Source organism: Proteiniphilum sp. (assembly GCF_034927365.1).
GTDB lineage: Bacteria > Bacteroidota > Bacteroidia > Bacteroidales > Dysgonomonadaceae > Proteiniphilum.
Genome location: NZ_JAYFQD010000009.1, coordinates 125,647 through 142,313 on the forward strand (window position 1 = coordinate 125,647; position 16,667 = coordinate 142,313).

9 protein-coding genes are annotated in these 16,667 nt (G+C 39.9%); all 9 read left to right on the top strand.

Features of this window, described 5'->3' with window-relative positions:
• Positions 1 to 177: 177 nt before the first annotated feature.
• The 9 genes from VB073_RS06700 (at position 178) to VB073_RS06740 (ending at position 16,602) form a co-directional block, all read left to right on the top strand.
• The gene (locus VB073_RS06700) at positions 178 to 3,564 is read left to right on the top strand and encodes a TonB-dependent receptor (protein ID WP_323403382.1); all 3,387 of its coding nucleotides are present in this window, start codon (positions 178 to 180) and stop codon (positions 3,562 to 3,564) included.
• A 22-nt stretch (positions 3,565 to 3,586) separates the two neighbouring features.
• Entirely contained in the window at positions 3,587 to 5,509 is a 1,923-nt protein-coding gene (locus VB073_RS06705) for a RagB/SusD family nutrient uptake outer membrane protein (RefSeq protein WP_323403383.1), read from the top strand.
• A gap of 51 nt (positions 5,510 to 5,560) precedes the next feature.
• Positions 5,561 to 6,742, top strand: a complete 1,182-nt coding sequence (locus VB073_RS06710) for a DUF5000 domain-containing lipoprotein (protein ID WP_323403384.1) — start codon at positions 5,561 to 5,563, stop codon at positions 6,740 to 6,742.
• 40 nt (positions 6,743 to 6,782) lie between these two features.
• Positions 6,783 to 7,931: a DUF4998 domain-containing protein gene (locus VB073_RS06715; RefSeq protein WP_323403385.1), complete on the top strand. Its 1,149-nt coding sequence runs from the start codon at positions 6,783 to 6,785 to the stop codon at positions 7,929 to 7,931.
• A 155-nt stretch (positions 7,932 to 8,086) separates the two neighbouring features.
• Positions 8,087 to 11,524, top strand: a complete 3,438-nt coding sequence (locus VB073_RS06720) for a SusC/RagA family TonB-linked outer membrane protein (RefSeq protein ID WP_323403386.1) — start codon at positions 8,087 to 8,089, stop codon at positions 11,522 to 11,524.
• Positions 11,525 to 11,536: 12 nt separating this feature from the next.
• Entirely contained in the window at positions 11,537 to 13,468 is a 1,932-nt protein-coding gene (locus tag VB073_RS06725) for a RagB/SusD family nutrient uptake outer membrane protein (RefSeq protein ID WP_323403387.1), read from the top strand.
• Positions 13,469 to 13,506: 38 nt separating this feature from the next.
• On the top strand, positions 13,507 to 14,679 hold the full coding sequence (locus VB073_RS06730; protein WP_323403388.1) for a DUF5000 domain-containing lipoprotein: 1,173 nt from the start codon (positions 13,507 to 13,509) through the stop codon (positions 14,677 to 14,679).
• A complete protein-coding gene (locus VB073_RS06735) occupies positions 14,663 to 15,379 on the top strand; it encodes a DUF4998 domain-containing protein (RefSeq protein ID WP_323403389.1) in 717 nt (238 codons plus the stop codon). The genes VB073_RS06730 and VB073_RS06735 overlap by 17 nt, the downstream gene beginning before the upstream one ends.
• Positions 15,380 to 15,432: 53 nt before the next feature.
• Positions 15,433 to 16,602, top strand: a complete 1,170-nt coding sequence (locus VB073_RS06740; protein WP_323403390.1) for a sialidase family protein — start codon at positions 15,433 to 15,435, stop codon at positions 16,600 to 16,602.
• The last annotated feature ends 65 nt before the right edge of the window (positions 16,603 to 16,667 follow it).

Sequence of the window (16,667 nt, forward strand, 5' to 3'; positions counted from 1 at the left end):
GTAGACCTGCGGCAGGCAGGAAATAGCAAAAAAAGGTCGAACAGTACCGCAAATACTGTTCGACCGGATTAATTTAATTTTCTCAGTTCAATAATAATTAAATCATACAAAAATATGAATAAACATTCTATTGAGGAAAAAGAACTCTTCAATAATTTACAACATTTCCTAAAAATCATGAGAATAACCTTATTCTTTTTGTTTTTTGGTATCCTCTTCTCACAGGCTACCACTGGTTATTCACAGGAAGCTGAATTTATAATTAATCTAAAATCAGCCTCAATAAAAGAAGTGTGCAGGGAAATTGAAAAAAATAGTGACTTTATTTTCGTTTTTTCGGATGACAGCGAAAAAATAATTAACAAGAAAGTGAATGTTGACACCAATTCAAAAAATGTCACAGAAATTTTGGATATTATTTTCTTCAATACCGGCCTTACATACAAAATATTGGATAAGCAGATTGTGGTTTATCATGAAAAGAAAGCAGATTCCAAAATCATTGAAGAACGAACCCAACAAAAAACGATTACTGTTACGGGACTGGTATTGGATGAAAAAGGAAATCCGTTGCCTGGCGTAACAATAATCATTACAGGTTCAACAAAAGGTGTGATTACGGATATCAATGGAAATTATTCGATTGAAGTCCAGCCTACAGATAAACTTACCTATTCCTTTGTTGGCTTAGAACCACAAACGATTGAAGTAAACAACCAGACAAAAATAAATGTGATTCTGAAGGAAAAAGTAAGTGAACTGGAAGAAGTAACTATAGTTGCTTTCGGCAAACAAAAGAAAGAAAGTGTAGTGGCTTCAATCACCACTATTAATCCCAGTGAATTGAAAATTCCTTCCAGTAACCTGACCACTGCTTTAGCAGGTCGCATGGCAGGTATAATAGCCTACCAAAGGAGTGGAGAACCCGGGCGGGATAATGCCGAATTTTTTATACGTGGAGTAACTACTTTCGGATATAAGAAAGACCCTCTGATTTTAATTGATAATAATGAATCCAGCACTGAAGACTTGGCTCGCATGCAGCCTGATGATATTGCCAGTTTTTCCATTCTAAAAGATGCTACCGCCAGTGCGCTTTATGGATCCAGGGGCGCAAATGGTGTTATTTTGATTACCACAAAAGGAGGGCTGGAAGGTAAAGCGAGAATCAATGTGAGATACGAAGAAGCAGTATCCATGCCAACGAGCATGGTTGAGTTGGCTGATCCCATTACATACATGCGTTTACATAACGAAGCTATTAAAACACGGGATCCATTGGGGTCCAGTATGTATTCCGAACATAAAATAGCCAATACGATAGCAGGAACCAATCCGTATGTGTATCCTACGACGGATTGGTATGATATTCTGTTTAAAGATTATACCAATAATCATCGGTTGAATTTCAGCGTGAGTGGCGGCGGAAATGTCGCACGTTATTATATGGCGGGAAGTATTATTAATGATAACGGAGTTCTAAATGTTGACAAGCGAAATAATTTCAACAGCAATGTCAATTTAAACAGATATACACTTCGAACCAATATTATAGTCAATGTTTCAAAAACAACCGAAGTTATTGCCCGTATGTCCGGTTCTTTTGATGATTACTCGGGGCCTATGGATGGAGGCGCGGCAGTGTTCAAGGAAGTGATGGCTACGAATCCTGTTCTTTTTCCCCCATATTATGAACCCGATGAAAACAATAAGTATACCCAACATATTTTATTCGGTAATTATGATCAGGGACAATACCATAATCCGTATGCGGGAATGGTCAGGGGCTATAAGCATTACACTACTGCACAAATGTTGGCGCAGTTCGAGTTAGATCAAAAATTGGACTTTATCACTAATGGGCTCTCTTTCAATTCTTTATTCAATACAAGCCGTTATTCTCATTTTAGTATTGGAAGGAGTTATGAGCCATTTTGGTACAAAGTAGCAAAATATGATAAAAAGACAGACACTTACACATTGAGTAAACCCATTAATGAAACCAAAGGAACGGAATATCTCGGTTATCATGAAGGGGCAAAAGATATAACTTCTACAACCTATTTTGAAAGTAGATTGAATTGGTATCGCAACTTTAATGAAAAACACGAATTAGGCGCCTTGCTGGTTTTCACGTTGAGAAATCAATTGGTAGCCAATGCCGGAGATCTTCAGAAATCTCTTCCATACCGGAATTTAAACTGGGCAGGACGTGCCACGTATGCTTTGAAATCAAAATATTTATTTGAATTTAATTTCGGATACAATGGTTCCGAACGTTTTTCCGAAAAAGAGCGTTTCGGTTTTTTCCCATCGATAGGTATGGGCTGGATTATATCTAATGAAGACTTTTATGCGGAACCATTCAAAGAAACAATCAATCATCTAAAGTTGAGAGCAACGTATGGCTTCTCAGGAAATGACGCTATCGGCGACGCCAATGACCGTTTTTTTTATCTTTCCAATGTGAATATGGATAACGGCGATCTGGGTTCATCTTTCGGAACTTATGGAAACGCCGGCGGAAGAAAATTATCGGGGATATCGGTTTCAAGGTATGCCAATGAAAATATTACATGGGAAACTGCAAAAAAGATGAATCTGGCTTTAGAAGCCAGCTTTTGGAAAAAAGTGGACTTACAGGTTGAATTCTTCAAGGAAAAACGAAACAATATTTTGATGGATAGGGCACATATCCCTGTTACTATGGGACTTGAAGCTAAACTTCGCGCAAATGTCGGTGAAGCAGAAAGTCAAGGGTGCGATCTATCGTTGAATTTAAATCATTCGTTCAATAAGGATTTCTGGGTTACCGGCATGGGAAATTTCACCTACGCTACCAGCAAATACTTGGTATATGAAGAACCGTCTTATCCAACGGCTCCATGGAAATCACGCGAGGGATACTCCCTGAATTTAATCACAGGATATATAGCGGAACGTCTTTTTGTAGATGAAGAGGAAGTTCGAAATTCGCCCACACAATTTGGAGATTACATGGCAGGAGATATAAAATACAAAGATCTGAACGGCGACGGTAAAATCAATGAATTGGATATCGCACCTATCGGATATCCTTCAAGCCCTGAAATCGTGTATGGTTTCGGATTATCGACCGGGTGGAGACAGTGGGATCTCTCATTCTTTTTCCAAGGGTTAGCGCGTGAATCTTTTTATATAAATTCAGAGAGTACCGCACCATTTATTAATGGACAAAATGCCTTGATAAAAGCCTACGCAAACGATCATTGGTCGGAAGATAACAGAAATATCTATGCATTATGGCCACGACTTTCACCGAAACTTGTAGAGAATAATACGAGAGGTTCCACCTGGTTTTTACGTGACGGCTCGTTTCTTCGCTTAAAATCTCTTGAATTCGGATACTCACTATCGGACAGATTAGTTTCCAGGATTTGGGTGGATAATTTACGTATCTATTTTTCCGGCACTAATTTACTTACTCTTAGTAAATTTAAATTGTGGGATCCTGAAATGGCAGGTGAAGGGTTAGGTTACCCCGTTCAAAAGGTGTTTAATATCGGTATGCAATTATCTTTTTAAACAACATAATCTTTTTTATGGTATGAAGACAATTAACAAAATATATATTTTAGTGATCATTCTATTCGCAAGTATAGTATCCTGTGATTTTTTAGATGTTGTTCCCGATAATATCGCAACTATCGATTATGCCTTCCGTAACAGAACCGAAGCGGAAAAGTATCTATATACCTGTTATTCAGGAAGGCCGAATATCGGGTCTATTGACGGCGATCCTGCCATGAACGGCTGTGATGAAACCTGGCAACGGTATATTCAGTTAGAAGGCGGCTGGCCTACTTTTTTAAATTCCAAAATAGCCCGGGGAGAACAAAATGCCGATAACCCGCTTTATGATTGGTTCGGGATTCGCTGGAAAGATATCCGCAGATGCAATATTTTTCTTGAGAATATCGACAAGGTACACGATATGACGGAATATGAAAAGGCGAGATGGATTGCCGAAGTAAAATTCCTGAAAGCCTACTATCATTATGTTCTTTTTAAGCTTTACGGTCCCATTCCGATCATGGATGTTAACATACCCGTATCCGCGAGTGTCGAAGAAGTCCAGGTGTATAGGGAGCCTGTGGATCAAGTGGTTAATTATATTACTGATTTGATGCTGGAAGCTGCCGCAGACCTTCCTGATGCCAGTGAGATTATTGAAGGGACGGAGGCGGGACGTGTGGACAAATTAATAGCTTTGACCATGAGAGCGGAAGTGTTGCTTTTTGCGGCAAGCCCTTTATTCAATGGAAATACAGATTACATCAATGTGATGGATAGCAGGGGTGTTCAACTGTTTCCACAGGAATATAACGAGAATAAATGGAAATTGGCTGCCGATGCCTGCAAAGAAGCAATTGATGCCTGTCATGCCGAAGGAAAAGCTTTATATGATGAGGTAGCCTCAGAAACGATGAACCAGAACGAAATATTCCAGTTGCAGACTACTTACCGCCAGGCTATTTGTGACCGTTGGAATAAAGAACTGATATGGGGAAATACGAAAAATGATCACAGATATCTGGCGCAATATACCACACCAAGAATAGTACGATTAAATGCGGACATGCTGAACCATTGTATGAGCGAAATAGCTCCTACTTTAAAAATGGTAGATAAATATTATTCATCAAACGGGGTTCCCATTGAGGAAGATAAAGATTGGCAAAATAGCGGATGGTATCAAGACCGTTATAAGGTCAGAGACATTCCATCTACGGGCGAAGAAAAATATTACGTAAAAGAAGGTGAGAAAACGGTTTATCTGCATTATAACAGGGAACCCCGCTTTTACGCCAGTATAGGTTTTGATAAAGGGATCTACTATGGTAGTGGATATTACAATTTTCCCTCGAATGTGAAGTATTGCGATTTTTTGAATAAAGGCCATTCCGGTTATCAGGGAGGTAGCGGTTATTCCATCTCCGGTTATGCCATAAAAAAATTACACCACTTTAAAAATGTACAGCAATACAGCCTAACCTCTACTCCGGAATATTTCCCTTTTCCGATCTTACGTTTGGCCGACTTGTACTTAATGTATGCAGAAGCGTTGAATGAAGCTGAAGGACCAAGTGAGGACGTATACTATTATCTCGATCTGGTGCGGGAACGGGCCGGCCTGGAAGGTGTACGGGAATCATGGCAAAAGTATTCTTCCAATCCAGGTAAACCTGATACAAAAGATGGGTTAAGAAAGATCATCCAACAAGAACGTACCATTGAACTGGCTTTTGAAGGTAAACGATTTTGGGATATCCGGCGCTGGAAACAAATATCTGTTTTGAATGAATCTGTCCAGGGATGGAATATAATGGGTGAAACCTCCGAAGATTTTTATAATATCACCACTTTATCACGGGATAAACTGGACTTTACAGTAAAGGACTATTTGTGGCCTATAAAGGAGTCTGATCTGTTGGTGAATAAGAATCTTGTACAAAATTATGGTTGGTAACTTTTGATTTTAATATGAATGAACAATAAATTGATTACAAAAATATTGGGTATGAAAACTAAATATTTCAACATTTTAATAATTTTCGTCATAGGACTACTCTACGCTTGTCAGGAGGAATATATAGGACAGCAACCGGTAGACAGTAATCCTCCCAATCCTGTAACAAATGTAACTGTGCGAAATATATCCGGAGGAGCCATTCTTCACTATACCTTGCCTGATGACGAAGATTTGCTTTATGTGAAAGCCCTTTATCACCTGAAAGATAGCATCGAAGTGGACACCAGGGCTTCGGTTTATGTTGACTCATTAGTTGTTGTAGGCTTTGGCGATACAAAGGAAAGACAGGTAAGACTGATCGCTGTGGACCGTAGTCAAAATGAATCACCGGAAGTGACCGTAAGCATATCGCCGCTTAGTCCCGATGTGCTGAATATTGGTGAATCGTTGGTTCTGGTGGAGGATTTCGGTGGAGTACATGCCTATTGGGACAATCCCAACAAGGTGGATATTGCGATTGCAGTTTTAACAAAAGACCATAATGAAGAATATGTTCCTTTGGAAACATTTTATAGTTCAAGAAGCGCCGGTGAAGGAACAGTAAGGGGTATGGATACCATACCCTACGACTTTGCTGTGTATGCTGAAGACCGATGGGGAAATAGAAGCGAACAAAAATATTATATGCTGACGCCGATTTACGAGACCCTGTTCGACAGGCTTAAATTTGCCAAAGTAGATTTGGCGGGGGACGCTTCCCAGGTTTCCGGTTTTGAAATATGGAGAATGTGGGATGGGAATAATAACGGGGATCCTTGTTTCAGTACAACAGGCGGTACCGGACTTTGGCCGCATAGCGCTACCATGGATATGGGAATAACCGGAAAAATCAGTCGAATCAGAATATTTCAGCGTATGTCCCTAAAACCCTATATTTGGGGAGAAGGGAACTTACGGAAGTTTCAAGTGTATGGTTGCGAGACACTCGATTATTCCGGAGGGTGGAACAACTGGACGCTGTTAATGGATTGCGTTTCCGTCAAACCTTCCGGATTACCTTTAGGGCAGAACACCGATGAAGATATAGAGTTAGCGACTAACGGTGAAGATTTTATCAATTCGCCCACAAATCCACCGGTTCGTTATTTACGTTTTTTAGTTACACAAACCTGGGCGGGTGGGGATAATTTTCAAATCGGAGAAATAGAAATATATGGTGATGACAGATAAAAGATTTTCGGTTTATGATTAACATAAAAAATATAAGCAGATGAAATCAACAAAATTAAAATATTTAATTGCTCCCATTTATATTATTGGTATCATTTTACTTATCCCTTTGGGATACTCGTGTTCGGATATGAATGAGTTAGCCGACAGATTTTTGGATAATGGTGAAACTATCTATGCGGCAAAGGTAGACAGTGCTTCTGCCGGGACGGGGAATAGGCGGATCCTGATCGAGTTATATATCAGAACTCCCCGAATAGAGGCTGTCAGAATTTATTGGAACAACAATACGGATTCGGTGGATGTTCCTATCAATGGTCGAATGGATATTTTTAAAAAAACGATCGATGGATTGGCTGAAAAGAGTTACATTTTTAATCTCGTAAGTTTTGATAAACATGGAAATAGATCCTTACCCTATGAAGTTACGGGAACTGTTTACGGGGAGAATTATCAAAGTACTTTATTGAATAGGGGCGTTTATTTGATACAGTCTGATACCTATGGAAACAAATTTATAACCTGGGGGAATGTGGATGTAACGTTTGGAGCCAAATATACGGAAATACAATACACTAATCAAACAGGAAAAAACGTAACATTGAAAGTTCCGGTTGAAGATTCCAGAACTGTTATTCCAGATTATAAAGGCGGAACAAAATTTAAATATCGAACAGTATATGTACCCGATCAAATGGGGGTTGATACTTTTTATACGGATTATAAGGAGAGTGTAAGCACTCATTTTTCCCTTATAAAACAAGGATGGAAAATAGTTAATTTTTCGTCACAGCATGCCGGAGGTGATAACGCCGTAACAAATATAATTGACGGGACAAATGCAACCCGATGGCATTGTGATGCCACTCCTGCAGGACCGCCTTATCCTCATCATGTTACTTTTGATTTAGGTGGTATAGTAACGGTTTCTCAATTTGGAGTTTGGGCAACCACGTTTGAACAGGCAACAGGAAATGTCGACCTCAGGGGACCGGATAAAATTCAGTTTCTGGTAAGTCGTGATGGAAATGAATGGACTGATTTGGGATCATTTGACTTTGACCGATCCAAGTTAGGCGAACAGCTATATCCGGTAACCCCTACTCAAGCAAGATATTACAAATTTATGGGAATAAGGGGACCTGAAAAATATATGGTTTTAGGGGAACTGGACGTGTATAGCCAATAACAATGCCATTGATTTGAAATGACAAATATCACTCCTGATTAAAGTTAAAACGCAAATGCAAATAAAAAAAGCCGTACGATACCGCAAATACCGTTCGGCTGGTGTGATAATTTGGTTTTCTTAGTTCAAATAATAATCAAATCATACAAAAAGATATGAATAAACATTCTATTGAGGAAAAAGAGCGCTTCAATAATTCAAATCATTTTCTAAAAATCATAAGAACCACCTTATCCTTTTTATTTTTCTACATGCTGTTTTCTCCGGCCTCAAACGGTTATTCACAGGAATTTACCTTTGAGTTTGAGTCAACTACTATAAAAAAAGTATGCCGGGAAATTGAAAGGAAAAGTGATTATATTTTTGTTTTTTCGGACAGCGCAGAAAAAATACTTGACAAGGAAATAGATGTTAACGTTAACTCGAAAAATATAGAAGAAATCTTAACGGAAATTCTATCAGGCACAGGATTAACGTACAAAATATTGGGAAAACAGATTGTCGTTTACCATGAAAAGAAAACGGTTTCCAATGTCATTGAAGAGCAGTCCCAACAAAAAACAATTATAGTAACGGGACTGGTGTTGGATGAAAAAGGGAATCCGTTGCCTGGCGTAACAATAACCATTGCAGGTTCAACAAAAGGTGTGATTACGGATACCGACGGAAATTATTCAATTGAAACCAAACCTACGGACAAACTTAACTTTTCTTTTATCGGATTGGAATCCCAAACCATTGATGTAAACAATCAAACAAAAATAAATGTGATCCTGAAGGAAAAAGTAAGTGAACTGGAAGAAGTAACTATAGTTGCATTTGGGAAGCAAAAGAAAGAAAGTGTCGTGGCTTCAATTACAACCATTAATCCCAGTGAATTGAAAGTTCCTTCCAGCAACCTGACCACTGCATTAGCCGGTCGCATGGCAGGTATTATTTCTTATCAACGTAGCGGAGAACCGGGAATGGACAACGCACAATTTTTTATTCGCGGGGTCACCACCTTTGGATACAAAAAGGATCCATTGATTTTAATTGACAATAATGAAGTGACCGCTTTGGAATTATCCCGTATGCAACCTGATGATATTGCCAGTTTTTCCATTATGAAAGATGCTACGGCTACGGCTCTTTATGGCTCCCGGGGAGCAAATGGTGTTGTTTTAGTTACCACGAAAGAAGGAAAAGAAGGAAAAGCGCAAATCAACGTGAGGTATGAAGAGTCCGTATCCATGCCGACAAAAATGGTTGAACTGGCTGATCCTATAACTTACATGCAATTACATAATGAAGCCATAAGAACACGTGATCCTCAATCAGTTACACTTTATTCTCAGAATAAGATCAGCCATACAATGGCAGGGGATAATCCGTATGTATACCCGGCAAATGATTGGTATGATATTCTGTTTAAAAATTATGCCGATAATCACCGGTTGAATTTCAGTGTGAGTGGTGGAGGAAATATCGCACGTTATTATTTGGCGGGCAGCGTGACCAATGACGGAGGAATGCTGAAAGTAGATCACAAAAACAATTTCAATAATAATATTCAATTGAACCGTTATATGCTGCGTTCAAATGTAAATATTAATATCACTAAAACAACGGAGGCTGTCTTTCGTTTCCATGGAGCTTTTGACGATTATACCGGGCCCATTGACGGCGGTTCGGAACTATTTAAAAAAATCATGCGTACAAATCCCGTACTTTTTCCTCCGTATTATCAACCCGACGAAGCCAACGCAAATACCCAGCACATTTTATTCGGTAATTATGATCAGGGACAGTATAATAACCCTTATGCAGATATGACCAGAGGGTATAAAGATTATACGATTTCGCAGATAGATGCTCAATTTGAACTTAAACAAAAACTGGATTTTATCACAAAGGGTCTTTCCATACGGGCTTTATATCACATTAGTCGTTATTCTTATTTTGACGTAGCCCGGTTTTATAATCCTTTTTATTACAAGGTTGCTTCATACGATAAAGTAAATGATAAATACATATTAATGTTAATAAATGAGAAAACAGGGACAGAATATCTCAATTACAATGAGGGGACAAAGGATGTCATTTCCGCTAATTATTTTGAATCGGCATTAAACTGGAACAGAGCATTTGCCGAAAAACATGAATTGGGAACTTTAATGGTATTTACCATGCGGGAACAATTATATGCCAATGCCGGCAATCTTCAGAAGTCCCTTCCCTATCGGAATATCAGTTTTGCAGGTCGTACCACATATGCCTACGATTCAAAATATTTATTCGAATTCAATTTCGGATTCAATGGGTCCGAACGTTTTTCCGAAAAAGAGCGTTTCGGTTTTTTTCCATCGATAGGTACAGGATGGATTATATCTAATGAAAATTTTTACAGTGACCGGTTGAAGAAGGTGGTAAATAACCTGAAACTGAAAGTGACCTATGGTTTGTCGGGGAATGATGCTATCGGAGACGACAAAGACCGTTTCTTCTATCTCTCGAATGTCAATATGAGTGATAATTCGCGGCAATCTTCTTTCGGCACGTATGGAAACAGGGGCGGTTATACCTTGAACGGGATTTCCATTTCCCGTTACCCGAATGATCTTATCTCCTGGGAAACAGCTAAAAAATTAGATTTAGGTGTTGAAATAGGGCTTTGGAATAATTTGGATGTTCAGATGGACGTTTTTCACGAATATCGTTCCAATATTTTAATGGATCGTTCGGTTCCAACAACAATGGGACTTCAGACTATTGTTCGGGCCAATGTAGGTGAAGCTTCCAGTAAAGGATTTGATGCATCATTCAACTATAACCATTCATTCAATAAAGACCTGTGGTTATCGGGGTTGGCTAATTTTACCTATGCCACCAGCAAATTTAAAATCTATGAAGAGCCTGATTATTCCGGTACGCCATGGAAATCTCATGTAGGTCATTTTTTGAAACAAGAATGGGGATATGTGGCTGAACGTCTTTTTGTGGATGAAAAAGAAATCCGTAACTCTCCGGCCCAATTTGGGGATTATATGGCCGGCGATATCAAATACAGGGATATTAACCGGGATGGCAAAATTACCGAACTGGATATGGTGCCTATCGGGTATCCAACCGTCCCAGAAATCATATATGGATTCGGTTTATCCGGTGGGTGGAAAGATTTCGATCTCTCTTGTTTCTTTCAAGGGTTGGCGCGTGAATCTTTCTGGATTGATGCCGAAGCAACGTCTCCTTTTATAAACGGACAAAATGCTTTGATAAAGGCGTACGCAGACGATCATTGGTCGGAAGACAATCGTAATTTATATGCATTATGGCCTCGCCTCTCTTCGACACTTATCTCGAATAATTTACAAAGATCGACCTGGTTTATGCGGAGCGGCGCATTCCTCCGCTTAAAGTCCGTAGAATTGGGATACTCTTTGCCTGCTAATATCATTTCAAAGGCAAAAATAACCAGCTTACGATTTTATTTTAGCGGGACCAATCTTTTGACCTTTAGTAAGTTCAAATTATGGGATCCTGAGATGGGGGGTAACGGACTGGGATATCCTGTCCAGAAAGTATATAATTTGGGTGTACAAATTTCATTTTAAAATCAGATTTTCATGAAACGGTCATATATAATATTTTTTGTGTTCTGCATTATCGGATTTGGATTCAAGTCGTGCGATTATCTTGATATTGTCCCCGATAATGTGGCAACTATTGATTATGCATTCCGGAATAGGACGGAAGCCGAGAAATTTTTATTCACCTGTTATAGTTATCGTCCGCCGATCGGATCTGTCAATACTGACCCGGCATTGAACGGTTGCGATGAAACATGGCAACGTTACGAAAGCGGAGGATGGCCAAACTGGAATAATTCATTGATCGCAAGAGGATATCAATCGTTAACTAATCCGATCCTCAATTTTTGGGATGGGGAAAACGCCGGAAAACCCTTGTGGATAGGTATACGGGATTGCAATATTTTCCTTGAAAATATCGGTAAGGTATACGACATAACGGAATATGAAAGAACAAGATGGATCGCCGAAGTGAAATTCCTGAAAGCGTACTATCATTTTTACCTGTTCATGTGCTATGGACCTATTCCCATTGTCGATGAGAATCTTCCTGTTTTCGCTGAAACAGACGAAGCAAAAGTATACCGTGAACCCGTTGACACCGTAGTGCAGTATATTACAAATCTGATGGCGGAAGCTGCCGGTGACTTGCCTGATGTAGATGAAGTTATTGAAGGGACTGAGGCAGGCCGGATAGATAAATTGGGTGCATTGGGTATGCGGGCACGCATCTTGTTATTTGCAGCAAGTCCCTTATTGAACGGGAATAAAGACTATGCAAGTTTAATTGATAATCGCGGCCTACAATTATTTCCCCAGGAATATGATGAAAATAAATGGAAATTGGCAGCCGATGCCTGTAAAGAAGTTATTGACGCATGTCATTCACAACATAAAGAGTTATATGACCTGATAGATCCCCAGGTTCTTTTGTCTCCGGAACCATTCAAGCTACAAACCACCTACCGACAGGCAATTTGCGACCGGTGGAACAAGGAGTTGATTTGGGGAAGCACCAATAATGACCAGGATTTTCTTGCAAGGCAAGCACACGCACGAATTTTACGCTTGTCTTCCGAAACATTAGGGAACGTAACAAGCCAATGGGCCCCGACATTAAAAATAGTCGAAGCATATTATTCTTCGAACGGTGTACCGATTGATGAGGATATTCAATGGTTGAATAACGGATGGTATGAAAATCGGCATAAAATAAGAGAGGAAGCATCATCGGGCGATGAAAAATACTATGTAAAAGAGGGAGAAAAGACCGTGTATCTGCACTATAACCGGGAACCCCGTTTTTATGCAAGTGTGGGCTTCGATAAGGGAATTTACTTTGGTAGTGGGTATTATAGTTTTCCATCCAATGTAAAACACTGTGATTTCCTGAATTTAGGCCATTCAGGATTTCAAGGAGGTAGTGGTTATTCAATTACCGGATATTCTGCTAAAAAGATGCATAGTTTTAAAGACGCATTGACTGCAACTTCTTACAGTATTGAATACTATCCTTTTCCTATTCTTCGTCTTGCCGATCTTTACCTGATGTATGCAGAAGCGCTGAATGAAGTGGAAGGACCCAGTGAGGAAATCTATTATTATCTCGACCTGATCCGGAAACGCGCCGGTTTAGAAGGAGTCAAAGAATCATGGCTAAAATATTCCTCCATTCCAAATAAACCGGATACAAAAGAAGGACTTCGCCAAATCATACACCGGGAACGGATGATAGAACTGGCATTCGAAGGCAAACGCTTTTGGGACCTCCGGCGATGGAAAGAGATCAGTGAGTTGAACAATCAACCGCGAGGATGGAATATTATGGGTGAAACGCCGGAAGATTTTTATCAAATTGTGACCGTAGCCAAAGTACCGGTAAAATTTACCATTAAAGATTATTTCTGGCCGATTAAAGAATCTAACTTGTCAGTGAATAAGAACCTCATCCAAAATTATGGCTGGTGATATTAATCTTAGTGTCAATAAATTAAAAAATTGAATGTATGGAAAGCAAATATCTCAGTATTGTAATGGTTTGTGTCGTCGGGTTACTATCTGCCTGTGAGGAAGAATCCATAGGAATGCAACCTCTTGACAGTACTCCTCCGGGAATAGTAACGGATATAAAAGTTGAAAATATACCGGGAGGAGCTATTCTTACCTATAAACTACCGGAAGACGAAGACCTACTCTATGTAAAAGCTGTTTATTCCCGTAAAGATGATGGAGTAATGAGTGAATCACGTGCTTCTCTTTACACAGATACCCTGAAGGTGGAAGGGTTTGGCGATACGAAACAAAGACAGGTAAAGATAATTGCAGTTGACCGGAGCAGAAACGAATCTTTCGGGGTAGATGTCTCGGTTACCCCACTTGAGCCTCCTGTTACCACCATCGGTAGAACGGTTGACCTGTTAGCAGATTTTGGCGGAGTGCATGCTTATTGGGAAAATCCAACCCGTACGGAGATTTCCGTAGTCATTCTAAAACAAGATGATAACGATGAGTATATACCCATTGAGACGTTTTATAGCACTGTTGTCAATGGAGATGTGGCTTCCCGCGGCATGGATACAATTCCTTCCAATTTTGCGGTCTATGTCCAAGATCATTGGGAAAACCAAAGTGAAATTAAATATTTCACTTTGACACCTCTTTATGAGACGAATTTTGACCGCCTTAAATTTAAAGCAGTATTACTGCCTGGTGATCAGCCAAGTACCTATGGCTGGATAATGGAGCATATGTGGGACGGAAAAGTGGGTGACCAAGGTTTCAGTTCTCCCGGAGGAACAGGCGTCTGGCCGCATTCTGTTACGATTGATCTTGGAGTTACAGGTCAGATTAGCCGTATACGACTCTATCAACGCACAGGCTTTATCTTCGCAGAGGGTAATCCCAGGAAGTTTGAAGTCTATGGATGTCAAACTCTTGATCAAACCGGCGATTGGGATAGTTGGACAAAATTGATGGACTGTACATCTGTGAAACCTTCAGGCTTACCTTTTGGGCAAGTAACGGATGAGGATGTGTATGTGGCTAAAAACGGCGAAGATTTTATTTGTTCCCCCACAAATCCCAAAGTACGTTATATCCGGCTTAACATACTCCAAACATGGGCAGGCGGGGATAATTTTCAAATATCCGAGTTAGAGGTCTATGGCGATAACAGATAGCATTTTACCATTAAAACAAAGAAAAATGAAATTAAGCAATACAACTAGCCTACTATTATCGTTGGCATTCTTTACACTATCATGCTCCAAAATGAATGATCTGCACCAACCGTATTTAGACGAAGGAGAGATTGTTTATGGGGCAAAAGTCGATAGTGTTGCTCCTGGAGCCGGAAGAAACCGAATCCGGTTTGAAATATTTATCATGTCTCAAAGAATCGAAACATGTCGTATTTTTTGGAATGATTTTACCGATTCTACAGAAATTCAGATTAATAACCAATCCGGTATTTATAAAGAAATATTGGAAAATATGGAAGAGACAGAATACATCTTCCAGTTTGTAAGTATTGATAAATATGGACACCGGTCATTACCCTTTGAAGTAACCGGAAATGTTTATGGCGACAGGTTCCAGGCAGCACTCATAAATAGGGCAATTAAGAGCACGACTCCTTTAGTGGATGGAAATTTAACCATTCATTGGTCCACGGCTGTGAATTATGGAATTTGCTGCAATCTGCTTTACATGAATGTAAACGGGGATCAGGTTACTAAAAAGATTCCAATGTCCGAGACAGTTACTGTTCTAACCGATCTGGCTTCAGGTTTAAAATACAATACTTCATTTATACCTGAATCTACCGCTATTGACACTTTTTATACTGATTTCAAAACTGTTGAACTCTATGATCAATGATATGTCTTTAAAGTTTTTATTTTATGCAATTAAGATTATTAAGCAAAATTTTGATGATAAGTTTTTTTATCATGTTTCTTTCTGAGAAATCGGAAAGCCGGCCCTTGAAATCGGTTGATCAAACCTATGTCCGGAAAGTCAGGGATATTATCATTTATCAAGATGCCCTGTTTTACTCTTGCTTTCCTTCTATAATAAAAGGAGGAGAAGACGGTGAGTTTCTTGTTGCTTTCCGCCGGGCGCCGGACAGAAAAATATTCGGGGAGCCGGGAAGTAACCATGTGGATCCGAACAGTTACCTGGTGATGGTACGGTCGACGGACGGGGAAAACTGGACAGAAGAGCCCGAGTTGATGTATGCCCATCCCTTTGGCGGTTCACAGGATCCATGTTTATTAAGATTAAAAGACGGTACCCTTATTTGTACAAGCTATTCATGGGCTTTTGTCCTTCCGTCGGGCGTTCCGAATCTTAAGGAACCGTATCACATGGCAGACGGGCGGGCTTATTTTCTGGGCGGTTACGTGATCCGTTCTTCAGATAATGGAAAAACATGGGAAGGGCCTTATTACCCCCCGCATATTCCTTCCGAGGTTCATTATAGCGCTTTAGGAAATCCGTTACCGGCCTATAACCGCGGAGCAATGTATGAAGAAGAGGACGGACGTATTTTGTGGGTTGTGGCGGCAAACGACAGGAAAAACCCACGAAGAATATCCGCCCATCTGTTGACATCGGATGACAAAGGGATAACCTGGCAATATGCCTGTCCCGTCGCAACCGATAATATGTATAGTTTTAGTGAAACATCACTGCTTAAGACCCCCAAAGGCGATCTGGTCGCTTTTCTGCGTACTACCGATATGGATGATATAGCTTGTATTGCACGCTCTACGGACGGAGGAAAAAGTTTTCAATCATGGGAGAAGATGGATTTCCGGGGACATCCCCTGCATGCTTTACGGTTATCCGACAATAGGGTATTGCTCACCTACGGATACCGGCATAAACCTTACGGCATCCGCGCTCGTATCCTGAATCCCGAATGTACCGATTTTAAAACAGCTCCCGAAATCATTCTCCGTACAGATGGTGGCAGTACCGATATCGGTTATCCCTGGGCGGTACAACTGGATGAAAACAGGGCGCTCGTAACTTATTATTTCAATGTGGGCGAAGGGACAAGGCATATTGCAGGTACTATCCTTGAAATTACGCATTAAAGAATTAGGTAAAAAACTGAAAATAAACTATCATTTTAAGTATTATTCGGATGAAAATAAGTATT

What these genes read in the sequence shown, in the direction of transcription:
- VB073_RS06740 (WP_323403390.1), top strand. Translation starts at nt 15,433, where the DNA reads ATGATAAGTTTTTTTATCATGTTTCTTTCTGAGAAATCGGAAAGCCGG.
- VB073_RS06725 (WP_323403387.1), top strand. Translation starts at nt 11,537, where the DNA reads ATGAAACGGTCATATATAATATTTTTTGTGTTCTGCATTATCGGATTT.
- VB073_RS06700 (WP_323403382.1), top strand. Translation starts at nt 178, where the DNA reads ATGAGAATAACCTTATTCTTTTTGTTTTTTGGTATCCTCTTCTCACAG.
- VB073_RS06715 (WP_323403385.1), top strand. Translation starts at nt 6,783, where the DNA reads ATGAAATCAACAAAATTAAAATATTTAATTGCTCCCATTTATATTATT.
- VB073_RS06730 (WP_323403388.1), top strand. Translation starts at nt 13,507, where the DNA reads ATGGAAAGCAAATATCTCAGTATTGTAATGGTTTGTGTCGTCGGGTTA.
- VB073_RS06735 (WP_323403389.1), top strand. Translation starts at nt 14,663, where the DNA reads ATGGCGATAACAGATAGCATTTTACCATTAAAACAAAGAAAAATGAAA.
- VB073_RS06720 (WP_323403386.1), top strand. Translation starts at nt 8,087, where the DNA reads ATGAATAAACATTCTATTGAGGAAAAAGAGCGCTTCAATAATTCAAAT.
- VB073_RS06710 (WP_323403384.1), top strand. Translation starts at nt 5,561, where the DNA reads ATGAAAACTAAATATTTCAACATTTTAATAATTTTCGTCATAGGACTA.
- VB073_RS06705 (WP_323403383.1), top strand. Translation starts at nt 3,587, where the DNA reads ATGAAGACAATTAACAAAATATATATTTTAGTGATCATTCTATTCGCA.